Origin of the sequence: Microbacterium sp. (assembly GCF_044508325.1) — a bacterium.
Lineage (GTDB): Bacteria > Actinomycetota > Actinomycetes > Actinomycetales > Microbacteriaceae > Microbacterium.
Genome location: NZ_JBIQHX010000021.1, coordinates 24,168 through 38,953, shown reverse-complemented (window position 1 = coordinate 38,953; position 14,786 = coordinate 24,168). Strand labels below are relative to the sequence as shown.

At 70.5% G+C, this 14,786-nt stretch carries 15 protein-coding genes and 1 tRNA gene; 7 read left to right on the top strand and 9 right to left on the bottom strand.

Going from position 1 to position 14,786, the window contains the following annotated elements:
- From groL to ACIWQI_RS13895, 3 genes are all read right to left on the bottom strand, one after another.
- Positions 1-1,201: chaperonin GroEL (groL, locus tag ACIWQI_RS13905; protein WP_396658281.1), on the bottom strand; the 1,201-nt coding region annotated here is incomplete at its 3' end.
- A gap of 105 nt (positions 1,202-1,306) precedes the next feature.
- Positions 1,307-1,876, bottom strand: coding sequence for a LytR C-terminal domain-containing protein (locus ACIWQI_RS13900; RefSeq protein ID WP_396658279.1), 570 nt, complete (start codon positions 1,874-1,876; stop codon positions 1,307-1,309).
- A 61-nt stretch (positions 1,877-1,937) separates the two neighbouring features.
- On the bottom strand, positions 1,938-2,189 hold the full coding sequence (locus tag ACIWQI_RS13895; RefSeq protein WP_396658278.1) for a DUF3263 domain-containing protein: 252 nt from the start codon (positions 2,187-2,189) through the stop codon (positions 1,938-1,940).
- Between the two features lie 318 nt (positions 2,190-2,507).
- Here ACIWQI_RS13895 and msrB point away from each other — a divergent pair, with 318 nt between their 5' ends.
- The 3 genes from msrB to ACIWQI_RS13880 are packed head-to-tail and all read left to right on the top strand — an operon-like array spanning position 2,508 to position 4,019.
- Complete coding sequence (gene msrB / locus ACIWQI_RS13890; RefSeq protein ID WP_396658276.1) at positions 2,508-2,909, top strand: peptide-methionine (R)-S-oxide reductase MsrB; 402 nt, start codon at positions 2,508-2,510, stop codon at positions 2,907-2,909.
- Positions 2,906-3,478: a nitroreductase family protein gene (locus ACIWQI_RS13885; protein WP_396658275.1), complete on the top strand. Its 573-nt coding sequence runs from the start codon at positions 2,906-2,908 to the stop codon at positions 3,476-3,478. Before msrB ends, ACIWQI_RS13885 begins: the two co-directional genes overlap by 4 nt.
- Complete coding sequence (locus ACIWQI_RS13880) at positions 3,462-4,019, top strand: DUF488 family protein (protein WP_396658273.1); 558 nt, start codon at positions 3,462-3,464, stop codon at positions 4,017-4,019. The genes ACIWQI_RS13885 and ACIWQI_RS13880 overlap by 17 nt, the downstream gene beginning before the upstream one ends.
- On the opposite strand, the gene nhaA is transcribed toward ACIWQI_RS13880, so the two are convergent.
- From nhaA to ACIWQI_RS13865, 3 genes are all read right to left on the bottom strand, one after another.
- A complete protein-coding gene (nhaA, locus tag ACIWQI_RS13875) occupies positions 4,020-5,900 on the bottom strand; it encodes a Na+/H+ antiporter NhaA (RefSeq protein WP_396658271.1) in 1,881 nt (626 codons plus the stop codon).
- Between the two features lie 58 nt (positions 5,901-5,958).
- Positions 5,959-6,034: transfer RNA gene (locus tag ACIWQI_RS13870), tRNA-Thr, on the bottom strand.
- A gap of 24 nt (positions 6,035-6,058) precedes the next feature.
- Positions 6,059-7,027, bottom strand: a complete 969-nt coding sequence (locus ACIWQI_RS13865; protein WP_396658269.1) for a DsbA family protein — start codon at positions 7,025-7,027, stop codon at positions 6,059-6,061.
- Positions 7,028-7,239: 212 nt separating this feature from the next.
- Between ACIWQI_RS13865 and ACIWQI_RS13860 the strand changes: the two genes are divergently transcribed.
- Both ACIWQI_RS13860 and ACIWQI_RS13855 read left to right on the top strand, forming a co-directional pair.
- On the top strand, positions 7,240-8,343 hold the full coding sequence (locus tag ACIWQI_RS13860) for an ABC transporter ATP-binding protein (protein ID WP_396658268.1): 1,104 nt from the start codon (positions 7,240-7,242) through the stop codon (positions 8,341-8,343).
- A gap of 35 nt (positions 8,344-8,378) precedes the next feature.
- Positions 8,379-9,689: a DUF4032 domain-containing protein gene (locus ACIWQI_RS13855; RefSeq protein WP_396658266.1), complete on the top strand. Its 1,311-nt coding sequence runs from the start codon at positions 8,379-8,381 to the stop codon at positions 9,687-9,689.
- Between the two features lie 18 nt (positions 9,690-9,707).
- Here the strand turns inward: ACIWQI_RS13855 and ACIWQI_RS13850 are convergent, their stop codons facing one another.
- The 3 genes from ACIWQI_RS13850 to ACIWQI_RS13840 are packed head-to-tail and all read right to left on the bottom strand — an operon-like array spanning position 9,708 to position 13,296.
- Positions 9,708-10,703, bottom strand: a complete 996-nt coding sequence (locus ACIWQI_RS13850; protein WP_396658265.1) for an ABC transporter permease — start codon at positions 10,701-10,703, stop codon at positions 9,708-9,710.
- The gene (locus tag ACIWQI_RS13845; protein ID WP_396658264.1) at positions 10,700-12,244 is read right to left on the bottom strand and encodes a sugar ABC transporter ATP-binding protein; all 1,545 of its coding nucleotides are present in this window, start codon (positions 12,242-12,244) and stop codon (positions 10,700-10,702) included. The genes ACIWQI_RS13850 and ACIWQI_RS13845 overlap by 4 nt, the downstream gene beginning before the upstream one ends.
- A 5-nt stretch (positions 12,245-12,249) precedes the next feature.
- Positions 12,250-13,296 carry a sugar ABC transporter substrate-binding protein gene (locus ACIWQI_RS13840; protein ID WP_396658262.1) on the bottom strand — a complete coding sequence of 349 codons (1,047 nt, stop codon included), beginning with the start codon at positions 13,294-13,296 and terminating at the stop codon, positions 12,250-12,252.
- A gap of 206 nt (positions 13,297-13,502) precedes the next feature.
- On the opposite strand from ACIWQI_RS13840, the gene ACIWQI_RS13835 reads away from it, so the two are divergent.
- A complete protein-coding gene (locus ACIWQI_RS13835; RefSeq protein ID WP_396658260.1) occupies positions 13,503-13,895 on the top strand; it encodes a nuclear transport factor 2 family protein in 393 nt (130 codons plus the stop codon).
- A gap of 3 nt (positions 13,896-13,898) precedes the next feature.
- The gene (locus tag ACIWQI_RS13830; protein WP_396658258.1) at positions 13,899-14,783 is read left to right on the top strand and encodes an NAD(P)H-binding protein; all 885 of its coding nucleotides are present in this window, start codon (positions 13,899-13,901) and stop codon (positions 14,781-14,783) included.
- Positions 14,784-14,786 lie beyond the last annotated feature (3 nt).

The following is a 14,786-nucleotide window of genomic DNA, read 5'->3' as shown; positions in this document are numbered from 1 at the left end:
CGTTGCGGACGGCGTCCTCGATGCGGTGCTTGCGCTCCTTGAGCTCGACCTCGGTGGCCGCGCCCGCCTTGATGACGGCCACGCCGCCGGCGAGCTTGGCGAGACGCTCCTGCAGCTTCTCGCGGTCGTAGTCGCTGTCGGTGTTCTCGATCTCGCGGCGGATCTGGGTCACGCGACCCTCGATCTGGCCGGCGTCGCCGGCACCCTCGACGATCGTGGTCTCGTCCTTGGTGACGATGACCTTGCGCGCACGGCCGAGCAGGTCGAGCGTGGTGTTCTCGAGCTTGAGACCCACCTCTTCGGTGATGACCTGGCCGCCGGTGAGGATCGCGATGTCCTGCAGCATGGCCTTGCGGCGGTCGCCGAAGCCGGGAGCCTTGACGGCGACCGACTTGAAGATGCCGCGGATCTTGTTCAGCACCAGGGTGGCCAGCGCCTCACCCTCGACGTCCTCGGCGATGATGACGAGCTCCTTGCCGTCCTGGATCACCTTGTCGACGATGGGCAGAAGGTCCTTGATGTTCGAGATCTTCTGGTTGGCGATGAGGATGTACGGGTCCTCGAAGACCGCCTCCTGGCGCTCGGGGTCGGTGACGAAGTAGGGGTTGATGTAGCCCTTGTCGAAGCGCATGCCCTCGGTGAGCTCGAGCTCGGTGCCGAAGGTCTGCGACTCCTCGACGGTGACGACGCCCTCCTTGCCGACCTTGTCGATGGCCTCGGCGATCAGGTCGCCGATCTCCGTGTCGGCGGCCGAGATCGACGCGGTCGCAGCGATCTGCTCCTTGGACTCGACCTCCTTGGCGTCGGCCAGCAGCTGCGCGGTCAGGGCCGCGACGGCCTTCTCGATGCCGCGCTTGAGGCTGATCGGGTCGGCGCCGGCCGCGACGTTGCGCAGGCCCTCGCGCACGAGCGCCTGGGCGAGCACGGTGGCGGTGGTGGTGCCGTCGCCCGCGACGTCGTCGGTCTTCTTGGCGACCTCCTTGACGAGCTCCGCGCCGATCTTCTCGTACGGGTCCTCGAGCTCGATCTCCTTGGCGATCGAGACGCCGTCGTTCGTGATCGTCGGGGCGCCCCACTTCTTCTCGAGCACGACGTTGCGGCCGCGAGGACCAAGCGTCACCTTGACCGCATCGGCCAGCGTGTTCAGGCCGCGCTCGAGGCCGCGACGGGCCTCCTCATCGAAAGCGATGATCTTTGCCATGTGTAGTCGTCCCTCCCGGACGTAGCGTGAGTCTTTAGCACTCAGATAACACGAGTGCTAATCCATTCTGGCACTCGCCTTGGGTGAGTGCAAGCCATGCCGAGACTATCCGGTCGGCGTGGGGGTCGGGGTGGCGACGCGGTCGAGCCCGATGACGATCGTCAGCTGCCGCTGGTCCGGACTCTGCAGGTAGTCGGCGCTCTGCTCGATCTCCGCGCCGCCGATCACATCGGCCAGGCCGGCGGCGGCCGCCTCGTCCTCGGGGTTCGGATAGTAGACCGTCGTGGTCCGGAAGTCGTTCGAGCCCGCCTCCCCGGCGAGCACCTGAGCGGGGTCCCAGCCGGCGGCGATGATGTCGTCGGTCATACGGCTCGCCAGCCCCTGGACGGGAGTGGCGTTGAGCACGAGCACGTCGAAGGTCGTGTCGACGACCGGGGTGACCTCCGGCTCGGGGGTCGCAGTCGGCGTCGGCTCGGGCGGGCTCAGATCGATGCGCCCGGAGGCGACGAGTGTTCCGAAGACGCCCGCCGCGACCAGCACGAGCGTCGCCGCGGCCGCCCACAGGAAGATCGCCCCGCCGCGCAGCCGCGGATTCTCCGCCCGGTGCGCGCCGATCCGACCGCGCTCCGCGGGAACGTCGTCGAAGCGGTCGCGCGGGAACGTCTCATTCGGCACCCCACGATGCTACCTGCAGCGGCGAAGGCCGCATTCGGCGCGCCTCCGGCAGCGGGATGCCTCAGAGCGCCTGCCCCGAGGCCCGCAGCAGCCGCGCCTGCTCGCGGGAGTCGCGCACGCGGCGCAGCCGCTTGACCAGCATCGGGTCGTGCTCGAGCGCCTCGACCGTGTCGATGAGCCTGCCCAGCAGCTGGTAGTACCGCGCCGGCGACAGGCCGAGCTCTGTGCGGATCGCCTCCTCCTTGGCGCCGCGATGACGGCGCCACTCGCCTTCGAAGTCGAGGATCGCGCGGTCCTGGTCGCTGAGGGGCACGAGCCCACGCTAACTCCCCGGCAGCATCCCACCCGGGCGCCACGCGGGCTGCTGCGCGCCTGCCCTGCTGCACCGGCGCGACTTCGCGACTCGCCGCACAACGGCGCGCACAACGGCGGGCACAACGGCGGGCACAGTCGCGGGCATGATCGCCGACACGCCGCCGGGAGCCGCACGGCGACGGCGTGTCCCGGATTGTGCCCGCGGTAATGCCCGCGGTTGTGTTGCGTCGTTGTGCCCGCGGCAGTGCCCGCGACTGTGCCCGCGGAGGGAACAGCGGCGCCGGAAGAGGGGTTGAATGGAGAGGCAGGAGGAACCATGAGCTATGCAGTGAACAAGACCGACGAGCAGTGGCGCGAGGAGCTCGGCGCAGAGCGGTACGCGGTGCTGCGCCAGGCCGGCACCGAGCGCCCGTGGACCGGCGAGCTGCTCGACGAGCACCGCGCGGGTCTGTACACGTGCGCCGCGTGCGGCGCCGAGCTGTTCCGCAGCGGAACGAAGTTCGACTCGCACTGCGGCTGGCCGAGCTTCTACGAGTCGATTCGCCCCGAGGCTGTGGAGCTGTTGGAGGACAACAGCCACGGCATGGTGCGCACCGAGGTCCGCTGCGCGAACTGCGGCGGGCACCTCGGGCACGTCTTCCCCGACGGCTTCGGCACGCCCACGGGCGACCGGTACTGCATGAACTCGCTGTCGCTCGAGTTCACCCCGGAGTCGTGACCGCGCGCGAGGGCACTGCGCTCGAAGCGGTCCGCGCGCGCCGCTCCTGGTCGAAGGTGACCGATGCCGCGCCCACCCGCGCCGAGCTGGAGGTCCTCGTCACGGCCGCCGGTCGCGTCGCGGACCACTCGTCGCTGCGACCGTGGCGGCTCATCGAGCTGCGCGGCGCCGATCGCGAGCGGCTCGGCGCCGCGCTGGCGAAGGCGCAGGGCGACAATCATCCCTCGGCCAAACCCCTCCGCGCTCCCCTGCTCATCGCCGTGGTCGTCAGCCCCCGCAAGAGCGACAAGGTGCCGTATTGGGAGCAGGAGGCGGTCGCCTCCGGCGTCGCGCACATGCTGAGCCTGCTGCTGGACGAGGCGGGCTGGGGCGTCATCTGGCGCAGCGGCGGCGCCGTGCGCAGCAAGCCGGTGGCCAAGCTGCACGGGCTGCGCAAGCGCGAACAGCTGCTGGGCTGGCTGTATGTGGGCGGGAAGCCGTCCGACAAGGGGCCGGGGCGGCGCAAGCCCGTCGACGCGCGCCATCACCTCAGCCGCCTCCCGCATGGCAAGCATGGCAAGCGCGGCTGACGGCCCGCTCACGGTCTTCACGATCGGGCACTCGACGCGCACGCTCGACGAGTTCGTCGCGGCGCTGACCGCGCACGGGGTGCGCACGGTGGTCGATGTGCGGTCGCTTCCCGGCTCGCGGCACGCCCCGCAGTTCAACGCCGACGCGCTCGAGTCGGGTCTGGCCGCACACGGCATCGGCTACCGCCAGGTGCGCGCACTCGGCGGCCGCCGCCGTGCCGCCGCCGACACCGTGAACACGGGCTGGCGCAACGCGGGGTTCCGCGGCTATGCCGACCACATGCAGACCCCGGAGTTCGCCGCAGGCCTGGAGGAGCTGCTGGCGACCGCCCGCACCACGCCTGCGGCCGTCATGTGCGCGGAGGCGGTGCCCTGGCGCTGCCACCGGTCGATGATCGGCGACGCGCTGCTCGTGCGCGGCATCCAGGTCCTCGACATCATCGGCGACGGCCCCGCGCGCGCCGAGACGCTCACCCCGTTCGCACAGGTCGACGGCACCGACATCGTCTATCCGGCGCCCGATGAGCTCGACCTGAGCTGATCAGGGCGCGTCGGCGGGAGCCGGTGCCGTCTCGCGCAGCGCACGCAGCAGCGACTGCGCATCGTACGGTCCGACGTGGCGGCGCCCGTTGATGAACAGCGTCGGCACCGCCGTGATGCCCATCGCCTCGGCATCCAGCATGTCGTCGCGCACCCGGCCGGTGACCTCGGGCGAGGTGAGGTCCTTCTCGAACTGCTCGATGTCGAGCCCGAGGCGCTCGGCGAGGCGGATGAGGTCGGACGGACGCTGGTTCTGCTGATCCGCGAACAGGCCGCGCTCGAACTCGAAGAACCTGCCCTGGCGGGCGGCGGCCTCGGCCGCCTCGGCGTCGGCGAGCGCGTTGGGGTGGTACTCCGTCAGCGGAGCGTGGCGCCAGACGTAGCGGAGCTGGTCGCCGAGCTCGCGGTGGACCTCCTGGATCGACCCGGATGCCTTCAGGCAGAACTCGCACTGGAAGTCGCCGTACTCGACGATCGTGTACGGCGCGTCCGGATCGCCGAACAGATGGTCGTGCGCGGGGTCGACCGGCCGCACGAGGGTCTGACCCGCGTCCTGATCGGGGCGCAGCGCGTCCGAGATGCGGAAGATCACGGTCGCGAGCAGGAACGCGACCACGGATGCCGCGAGCACGCCGACCCTCGCCTCGTTCTGCGCATCGGGGTCGGTGATGGCCAGTCCCACGATGAACAGCGAGATCGTGAAGCCGATGCCGCTGAGGGCGGCCCCGCCGGCGATGCGGTCGAGGGTCAGCCCCGGTCCGAACTCGCCCAGCCGCAGGATGCGCAGGACCGCCGTCGAGCCGAAGATGCCGATGAACTTGCCGGCGACCAGCCCCACGATCACCGCCCACGTCAGCGGCGAGCGGAAGGCGTCGGCGAGGATCTGCGGACTGATGATCACGCCGGCGTTCGCCAGTGCGAACAGCGGGAGGATGACGTAGGCCACGTACGGCGCATAGGCCGACTGCAGCCGCTCGTTGATCGAGATCGACTCGCGCAGGCTGTTCGCCGCAGCCCTGGCGTATGCGGTGTTCGGCGACTGCCGGAAGGTGCGCGCGAGGTCGAGGGCGTGCTCGACGTCGGTGCGGTTGGGCCGGTACACCGGCACGAGCAGCGCGATCGCCACCCCCGCCAGGGTCGGGTGCACGCCGGAGGCGAGGAAGGCCAGCCACACGATGATCGCCAGGGTCGCGTAGACCGGTCCCCGGCCGCCGCGCAGGTACCGGGTGAAGTAGACGCCCGTGAGCCCGGCCGCGGCGACCAGCAGCGGCAGCGGCGTGAAGTCCTCGGTGTAGACCAGGGCGATGATGCTGAGCGCCCCGATGTCGTCGACGACGGCGAGCGCGAGCAGGAACACGCGGAGCCGGCCGGGCACACGCGGGCCGACGAGCGCGAGGGCGCCGACCAGGAACGCCGTGTCGGTGGAGATCACGACGCCCCAGGCATTCTCGCTGCCGGTTCCGGCCGCGATGAGCAGGAACAGCAGCGCCGGCACCGCGAGACCGACCACCGCGGCCACCACCGGCACCAGGGCGCGGGACCAGCTGGTGAGCTCGCCGATCGCGAACTCGCGCCGCACCTCGAGGCCGACGGTGAAGAAGAAGATCGCCATGAGCGCGTCGTTGACGACCGCGTGCAGGGTGAAGTCGAGGTGCAGATCAGCGATGCTGAACGCGAGCCGGGTCTGCCAGAACGCCTCGTACGATCCGGAGGCGGCGTTGGCCCACACGATGGCGACGACCGTGGCCAGCAGCAGGAGCAGCGCGCCGACGCGGCTCTGACCCATCGCGCGGATCCTCGCCGCGATCGAGCGTCGGCGACGCGAGCGGTCTTCGATCTCTTCGGGGTCGGGCGAGGTCTGGATCACCGTCAGGTCCGCCATGAACCGTGATTCTCGCACGCCCCGGCGGGGTCGCGGGCCGGGCGGGCCCGATCGGTCGTGGAGCCGACTGCGGGACTCGAACCCGCGACCGCCTGTTTACAAGACAGGTGCTCTACCAGCTGAGCTAAGTCGGCAGACCGCCAGTCTAGACGCCGCGACTACTTCGTCGGCGTCGGCGTGGGGGTGGCCGGAACCGGAGTCGGCGTGGGCGTGGAGGTGTAGTACGCGTGGCTCGAGAGCGTCAGCACGAACTGCGAGAACTCCTTGGGGTCATCCAGCGCGCCGACGTACGCCTGGCCGTTGACGAGCACCAGCGGGGCACCGGTCAGGGTCACGCCGTCGGTGCCGGGCAGAGTGCCCTCCAGCGCGCGCTGCGTGGCATCCTGCACCCACGAGACGAAGTCCTGGCCCTCGATGCACGACCGCACCCGCTTGGGGTCGTCCGCACCGGAGGCGATCGCCATCGCAGCCAGCTCGCTGTCGGCGAAGCCGTCGGTGTCGATGCCCGGCTGCCGCTCCAGGAGCGACTGGTTGAAGCTGTAGAAGGTGTCGGGCGCATAGGTCGCGACGCACGCGGCGGCGCCCGCCGAGCGCAGCGAGTACTTCGTGCCGTTCGACTTCGGCGTCAGAAGAGCCACCGGGTGATAAGTGAGGGTGGCCGCGCCCTGCGAGACCCACTCGGCCAGCTGCGACGCGTTCGCCAGCTGGAACTGCTTCACACCGGGCGAGAGGTAGTCGACGTACACCGTGATGTCGACCGACTCGGGGGTCTCGGCCGGCGTCTCGCTCACGGTGGGCGTCGGAGTCGGGGTGGGCGAGGCGGATGCCTCGGCCAGCGCGCCGCCGCCGGTGTCGACCGAGTCGCCCACGGCGCCGACCACCTCGACGCGGATTCCGTCGTTGGTCATGTTCGCCGGGCTCAGCTGCGGCTTGGCAGCGGTCGAGGTGACGGTCCAGGTGACCACGACGGCCACGGCCGCCACGATCGCGGCGATCACCACGCCCACCGAGACGCGGCGGATGGCCCGTGCCTTCGACTGCTGCGCGTGCACCCGCAGGGCCTTCTCACGCACGGCCTCGCGTCGATCGCGGGGAGCCGGCGCGCTCGGAGTCTCGTCGCTCGCCATGAATCCTCTTGCAGTCCCTTCCCGGGCCTCGCCCGGGGCGTGCCGCTCGGGAGGCGGCAACCCCACGATGCTAGCCAGGCAGGCTGGGAAATAACCAGACGCGGGCGTCTGGCATACTGAGCGTGCGTCCGCCTGCGGGCGCGCGGGACAGCCCCCGCTCATCCATCACTACGGATCGTCCGGCACGTACCTGCCGGTGAAGGAGAAGAATCATGGCGTCCGTCACGTTCGACAACGCAACCCGCCTGTACCCCGGGGGCACCCGCCCCGCCGTGGACAAGCTCGACCTCGAAGTGGGCGACGGAGAGTTCCTCGTCCTGGTCGGCCCGTCCGGCTGCGGCAAGTCCACCTCGCTGCGCATGCTGGCCGGCCTCGAAGAGGTCAACTCCGGCCGCATCCTCATCGGCGATCGTGACGTCACCGACGTCCCGCCGAAGGACCGCGACATCGCGATGGTCTTCCAGAACTACGCGCTGTACCCGCACATGACGGTCGCCGAGAACATGGGCTTCGCCCTGAAGATCGCCGGCGTCAACAAGGAGGAGCGCGCCGCGCGTGTGCTCGAGGCCGCGAAGCTGCTCGACCTCGAGGACTACCTCACCCGCAAGCCGAAGGCGCTGTCCGGCGGTCAGCGCCAGCGCGTCGCCATGGGCCGCGCGATCGTGCGCCAGCCGCAGGTGTTCCTCATGGACGAGCCGCTGTCGAACCTCGACGCCAAGCTGCGGGTCCAGACGCGCACGCAGATCGCGTCGCTGCAGCGCCGCCTGGGCGTCACCACCGTGTACGTGACGCACGACCAGACCGAGGCGCTGACGATGGGCGACCGGATCGCGGTCCTCAAGGACGGCATCCTGCAGCAGGTGGGGACCCCGCGCGACCTGTACGAGAAGCCGAACAACGTCTTCGTCGCGGGCTTCATCGGGTCGCCGGCGATGAACCTCTTCCCCGCCGACCTCGTCCCGGGCGGCGTGCAGTTCGGCTCGGCCGTGGTCGAGATCGAGTCCGACACGACGAACAAGGCGCACGGCTCCGAGGTGACCGTCGGCATCCGCCCCGAGGACATCATCGTCAACCCCGAGGACGGCAGGGGCCTGTCGGTGGCGGTCGACCTCGTCGAGGAGCTCGGCGCGGACGGCTACCTGTACGGGCACACCGACATCGCCGGAAAGCGCAGCGACATCGTCGCGCGCGTGGACGGGCGCAACCACCCGAACGCGGGCGAGACCGTCGTGCTGGCGCCCATCCCCCACCACGTGCACGTGTTCGACGCCGAGACCGGAGAGCGCCTGACCGACAAGGCGATCGCCTCGGCGTGACCGGGCCGCACCGCCGCAGCTGAACGGGGGTGCGCATGGCCGGCGCCCTGAGGATCACGGCGAGCGCCGTCGACCCCGGTCTGCTCGCCCTGCCCTGGGCCACTCCTCTCGCGGAGTGGCCCAGCAAGGACATCGTGTTCCTGCCCAAGGGGATCTCACGGCATCTCGTGCGGTTCGCGAGCCTGTCAGGACGGGTCGTCGCCGTGAAGGAGACGACCGAGGAGATGGCCGAGCGCGAGTACGACATGCTCGGCGCGCTCGCCCGCCTGGACGTGCCGTGCGTCGAGCGGGTCGCGGTGATCGCGGGGCGGGTCGGCCCTGCGGGCGAGCGGCTGCCGGCGGCCCTGGTGACCGCGCATCTGAGGTTCTCGCTCCCGTACCGGGCGCTGTTCACGCAGACCCTGCGGCCCGACACGGCGACGCGGCTGGTCGACGCCCTCGCGCTGCTGCTGGTGCGCCTGCACACGGCGGGCTTCTTCTGGGGCGATGTGTCGCTGTCGAACACCCTGTTCCGTCGTGACGCGGGCGCCTATGCCGCCTACCTCGTGGACGCCGAGACCGGCGAGCTGCACGAGAGCGGGCTCACGAGCGGGCAGCGCGCACACGATCTCGACATCGCACGCACCAACATCGCCGGCGAGATCATGGACCTGGAGGCGGGCGGGCGCCTGGAGGGCGGGGCGGATGCCATCGCGATCGCCGACGGCATCGTCTCGTCCTACCGCTCGCTGTGGTCGGCGCTCACCGACAGCGAGACGTTCGCCGCCGGCGAGTCCTGGCGCATCACCGAGCGGGTGCGCCGGCTCAACGACATCGGCTTCGACATCGGCGAGATGTCGATCGAGGCCGAGCCCGACGGCACGCGCGTGTCGATCACGCCGAAGGTGGTGGATGCCGGCCATCACCAGCGCCGGCTGCTGCGCCTGACCGGGCTGGACGTGGAGGAGAACCAGGCCCGTCGCCTGCTGAACGACCTCGACGAGTACCGCGCGCGGATCTCGCGCCTCGGCGACGACGAGGAGATGGTCGCCCACGAGTGGCTCACCCGCGTCTTCGAGCCGGTGGTCACGTCGGTCCCGTTCGAGCTGCGCGGCAAGCTCGAGCCCGCCGAGCTGTTCCACCAGCTGCTCGAGCATCGGTGGTACATGTCGCAGGCGCGCGGGCGCTCGGTTCCGCTGGCCGAGGCCCTCTCGTCGTACATCGACGACGTGCTGCGCCATCGCAGGGACGAGGCGACCATCATGGGCCCGCCGACCGAGTCGATCACCGCGCCGCTGTGGACCGTCGACGGCGCACCCGACGACCCGACCGGCACCGACGAGGTCGACTGGCGCGATCTGGTCTGAGGCCCGCGGGGCGACGCGTCACCGTCGTCGGTATCGCGTCCACGCGTCGATGCCGACGGCCAGGAGCAGAATGACCCCCAGGGCGATCTGCTGGAACAGCGGATCGATGCGCAGCAGGTTGAATCCGTTGTAGATGAGGGCGATGAACAGCACGCCGACGACGGTTCGCCACACGGCGCCCTCGCCGCCCATGATCGAGGTGCCGCCCACGACGATGCCGGCGAGGACGGTGAAGGTGATCGTGGTGGCGACCGCGCTCGTGGTGGGCACGCCTGAGGTGCGGGCGGTGTCCAGCACGCCCGCGAGCCCCGCCGCGAAGCCCGTGATCGTGAAGGCGAGGATCCGCACGCCGGTGACCCGGATGCCGGCCAGCCGCGCCGCCTCGGGGTTGCCGCCCGCCGCGTACATGTGTCGGCCGGAGGTGGTGCGCGAGAGCACCACGCCGAGCACGACGATGACCACGATCGCGTACCAGACCGTCATGGGCAGCCCGAGGAAGCGCTCCTGCGCGATGCTCTTGAACGGCGCGTACTGCGCATCGGTGAGATTGAGCAGGCGGCCCTGCGCGACGGCCGTCGACACGCCCGAGATGATGAAGCTCATCGCGAGGGTCGCGATGAGCGCGTTGATGCGCAGGTAGGTGGTCACGACGCCGTTGACCAGCCCCACCAGCAGTCCCACGGCAAGGCCCGCCACCACTCCCGCCCACGTGCTGCTGGCGATCACGAAGTGCGCGCACAGCACGGAGGCGAGCATGTACGTCGCCCCGACGGACAGATCGATGCCGCCGGCGATCAGCACGAGCGTGCTCGCGACGGCGATGATCAGCAGGCCGCTCTGGCGATCCAGCAGGTTCACGAGGTTCAGCGGGGTGAGGAACGTCGGGCTGCCGATGGACAGGGCGATGAACACGGCGAGGAACGGAACGACGATCGCCAGCGAGCGCCAGTGCACCCTGCGCCAGATCGCAGGCGCTGCGTCTCGGTCCTCGGTGATCGCGAGCGGCTCGGTCATCGGGCACCTTCCCCTTCGTCGGAATCGGTCGCTGCGCGTTCGGCGAAAGCGGCCGTCAGGATGTTCTGCTCGGTGAGCTCGTCGCCGCTGAGCTCGGCGACGATGCGCCCTGCCCGCACGACGAGGACGCGGTGCGCCAGGCCCAGGACCTCCTCCACGTCGGAGGAGATGACCAGCACCCCGACACCTGCGCTCGCCTGTTCCGCGATCAGTTCATAGATGGCCCGGCGTGAGCCGACGTCGACCCCGCGCGTGGGCTCGTCGGCGATGAGGACGCGTCGCGGCCGCTGCAGGGCGCGGCCGAACATCACCTTCTGCTGGTTGCCGCCCGACAGCGCCGTGACGCTGCGGGAGTCGTCGCCCTGCACGCCGACCCGCTGCAGCATGCGCTGTGCGGTGCGCCGCTCCTGGCGGCGGCGGATCCAGTTGAGCGTGCTGAGGGCGGCGAGATTGCCCATCGTCACGTTCTCCCGCACGGAGAGCTGCGCCACCAGGCCCTGCTCCTTGCGGGACTCAGGCAGCAGGAACACGCCGCGCCGCAGGGCGTCGCCGATCCGGTGCCGCGTCAGCGGGGCGCCGTCGACGCGGACGGCGGACGCCGTGCTGCGCACCGCGCCGAAGACCGCGTGCGCGATCTCGCTGCGCCCCGCCCCGACGAGGCCGGCCAGGCCCACGATCTCCCCGGCCCGCACGGTGAAGGACACGTCCTCGACGCCTGGGGCCTGGAGCCGCTCGACGGTGAGGACGTCCGGGGCGTCGGGGACGGGGGTCGTCCTGTCGGGGAAGACGGAGCCGAGGCTTCGGCCCAGCATCCCCTCGATCAGACTCGCCTCGGTCTCCTCGCGCGCGGGAGCGGTGCGGATGTGCCGCCCGTCGCGCAGGATCGTGACGGTGTCGCTGAGCTCGAGCACCTCGGACAGGAAGTGCGAGATGAGAAGGACCGTGCGCCCGGATCGGGCCAGGGTCCGCACGACGTCGTGGAGCAGCTCGACGTCGGGTCCGGACAGGGCCGCGGTGGGCTCGTCCATGATGATGAACCATGCCCCGCGGGCGAGGGCCCGCAGGATCTCGACCTTCTGCTGGTCCGCGGTGCGCAGCGTCGCGACGACCGCGTCGGGATCGAGATCGAAGCCGGTGCTCCGGGCGAGCTCGGCGAACGCCGCCCGCAGGCGGCGGCGGCGGACGAATCCCGCTCGCGCAGGCTCCGCCCCGAGGAAGACGTTCTCGGCGACCGTGAGACCGGGCACGAGAGCCAGCTCCTGCGCGATCGTCGCGATGCCGTGGTCGAGCGCGTCCCGCGGCGAGTGGAAGACGTGCGCGCGGTCTCCCACCGAGAGCGTGCCCTCGTCCGCCGTCAGCACCCCGGCGATGATCTTGCTGAGCGTCGACTTGCCCGCTCCGTTCTCACCGACCAGGCCGTGCACGGCGCCCGGAGCGATCTCGAGGTCGATGCCCGAGAGGACGGGCGCGGCCCCGAACCGCTTCGTGACGCCGTGCAGCCGCACCGGAAGCGCCGTGGCGCCTGCGCTGACGAACGCCATCGATATCAGCCGGGCCACTCCGGCGAGAACTCGCTCGCCGTCTCCTGGGTCACGATCCATTCGTGCGGGAGCTGGGCGAACGGGTCGACCATGCCCTGGTCGTTGCCGTTGCGGATCGCGTCGATGACCGCCTCCATCGCGAGCTTGCCGGACGTGGCGGGCACCATCATCACCGACGAGAACCAGCGTCCGTCGGCGACCGCGGCCACCGACTGCTCGCTGCCGCCGAACCCGACCAGGATGACGTCGCCGATGCTCCCGGCGGCCTCCAGCGCCTGGTCGGCACCCTGCATGCCCTGATCGGAGCCGACGATGACGTCGATCTCGGGGTGCGCGGTCAGCATGTCCTGCACGACGGTCAGCGCGTTGGCCGGGTTGAAGAAGGTCTCACCGTCAGCCACCACCACCACCGGCGACCCGGCGACGGCGGCGTCCCATGCGTCGCGCATGGCGACGTCGAGCGCCGACGCCTTGATGTCGTAGAGGTAGCCGACCCGGCACGGATCGAGGTTCTGCGACGCGCAGGCTGCGACGGTCTGCTCACCGAGCTTGCGCCCCATGTCGGCGGGTCGCTGGCTCACGTTCGCCGAAAGGCCCTCGACCTGCACCTCCGCCGTGGTGAAGTCCTCACCCAGGATCTGGTCGACGTTGACGACCTTGATCCCGGCGTCGATGGCCTGCAGGACCCCGTCGATGAGGCCGGGCCCGTAGATCGGCTGGGTGATGATGCCGTCGTACTGACCCGACGCGATGACGTCCTGCAGCTGCGCGGCCTGCGCGTTCGGGTCGTTGTTGGCATCGAAGACCGTCAGCTCGACGTTGTTCGCGTCGGCGACCTGCTGTGCGGCCTCGAGCATCGGGGTGTCATAGGTGTTGGCGACGGCGAACGAGAGGAAGGCGACCTGGATGGTCTCCTCCGCGGGGTCCGTCGCCGGGTCGGCATCGCCGTCCCCTCCGGCCGACCCCGAGCATGCTGCGAGCAGGGAGGCGGCGGCGGCGAACGCCCCCGCGATGAACAGGCGACGCATGCGCGTCGTACGGGTGTGCCTCATGTGACTCTCCTTTGAGATCCGCGCGGATCCTGCTCTTCGTCGAGGGATCCAGCGATCAGCGATACTGTACAAGCTTGTTCGGTGATACTGAAGCGTTTGGACCCCAGTTGGGCGATTTTCCGGCATTAATGGAGCCGAATCGTTACCTGAACCTTGATTCCCTGCGGGCCGTGTGTAGCATGACTGGAAATCGAGAGGAGTCGGACATGGCCCTTGATGTCACCGATTGGCTGGACCGCTACCGCGTCGCATGGGAGACGCGGGATCCGGATGCCGCGGCCGCCCTGTTCACGCAGGACGCGAGCTACCGCGAGGAGCCGTATGCGGAGGCGTTCCAGGGGCGCTCCGGTGTGCACGACTACTGGTCGCGTGTCACGGCGACCCAGTCCGACGTCGTGTTCCGCTACGGCGAGCCCGTCGTGCAGGGCGATCGCGCCGCCGCGGAATGGTGGACGACGATGCGCAACGGGGGCGTGGAGATCACCCTCGCCGGCGAGTTCTGGCTGCGCTTCGACGCGGACGGCCTGTGCAGCGAGCTTCGTGAGTACTGGCACTTCGCGGAGGGGCATCACGAGCCGCCGGCCGGCTGGGGACGGTAGGCGATGATCGTCGTCTCCGGCGCATCGGGGCAGCTCGGCGGCCTCATCACCCGCGAGCTGCTCGAGCGCATCGAGCCCGGGCGGCTCCGTCTCCTCACGCGCGAGCCGTCGCGTCTGCGCGACATCCCGCCGTCCGTCGATGTCGTCCGCGCCGACTTCGATGACCCGGCCACCCTGCCCGCCGCCTTCGCGGGGGCATCGGTGCTCATGCTCGTGAGCACCGACAGGATCGACGACCGCGCCGCGCAGCACGCGCGCGCCATCGACGCGGCCCGCGACCAGGGCGCGCGCCGTGTCGTGTACACGTCGATGATCTCTCCCGGCGAGGAGAACCCCGCGCTCATCGCCGAGAGCCACCGTGCGACCGAGGAGAAGCTGCGCGCCGGCGATGGGGGATGGACGATCCTGCGCTGCGGCTTCTACGCCGACTTCCAGGTGTTCGAGGCCGCCGACGCGCTGGCGGCCGGACGGCTCGTGCACAACCGGGGCGACGGGCGCTGCGCCTATGTCGCGCGCGCGGACATCGCCCGCTGCGCCGCTGCGGTCCTGGTCGAAGACGGACACGATGATGCGGTGTACGAGCTCACCGGATCCGAGGCACTGTCCGCGGACGAGCTCGCGCAGCTGTATTCACGCGTCGGCGGCAGCCACGTCGAGGCGATCGGCCTGGACGACGATGCCTACCTGGACGCTCTGGGCGGCTCGACGGACGGTCACGTGCAGTACGGGCTCGCCCTCGCCGTCTCGCTCGGCCAGGCCATGCGCCGGGGCCTGCACGCGCAGGTGTCGGACGACGTGGAGCGGCTCACCGGCCGGGCGCCGCAGCGCGTCGAGGACCTGCTCGCGGCCCACGCCTCCTCGCTGCGCGCGGCCGCACCCGGCGACTGAGCC

Coding starts and splice junctions, on each gene's coding strand:
- msrB (WP_396658276.1), top strand. CDS start 2,508: ATGAGCTATGCAGTGAACAAGACCGACGAGCAGTGGCGCGAGGAGCTC.
- ACIWQI_RS13880 (WP_396658273.1), top strand. CDS start 3,462: ATGGCAAGCGCGGCTGACGGCCCGCTCACGGTCTTCACGATCGGGCAC.
- nhaA (WP_396658271.1), bottom strand. CDS start 5,900: ATGGCGGACCTGACGGTGATCCAGACCTCGCCCGACCCCGAAGAGATC.
- ACIWQI_RS13865 (WP_396658269.1), bottom strand. CDS start 7,027: ATGGCGAGCGACGAGACTCCGAGCGCGCCGGCTCCCCGCGATCGACGC.
- ACIWQI_RS13860 (WP_396658268.1), top strand. CDS start 7,240: ATGGCGTCCGTCACGTTCGACAACGCAACCCGCCTGTACCCCGGGGGC.
- ACIWQI_RS13855 (WP_396658266.1), top strand. CDS start 8,379: ATGGCCGGCGCCCTGAGGATCACGGCGAGCGCCGTCGACCCCGGTCTG.
- ACIWQI_RS13850 (WP_396658265.1), bottom strand. CDS start 10,703: ATGACCGAGCCGCTCGCGATCACCGAGGACCGAGACGCAGCGCCTGCG.
- ACIWQI_RS13845 (WP_396658264.1), bottom strand. CDS start 12,244: ATGGCGTTCGTCAGCGCAGGCGCCACGGCGCTTCCGGTGCGGCTGCAC.
- ACIWQI_RS13840 (WP_396658262.1), bottom strand. CDS start 13,296: ATGAGGCACACCCGTACGACGCGCATGCGTCGCCTGTTCATCGCGGGG.
- ACIWQI_RS13835 (WP_396658260.1), top strand. CDS start 13,503: ATGGCCCTTGATGTCACCGATTGGCTGGACCGCTACCGCGTCGCATGG.
- ACIWQI_RS13830 (WP_396658258.1), top strand. CDS start 13,899: ATGATCGTCGTCTCCGGCGCATCGGGGCAGCTCGGCGGCCTCATCACC.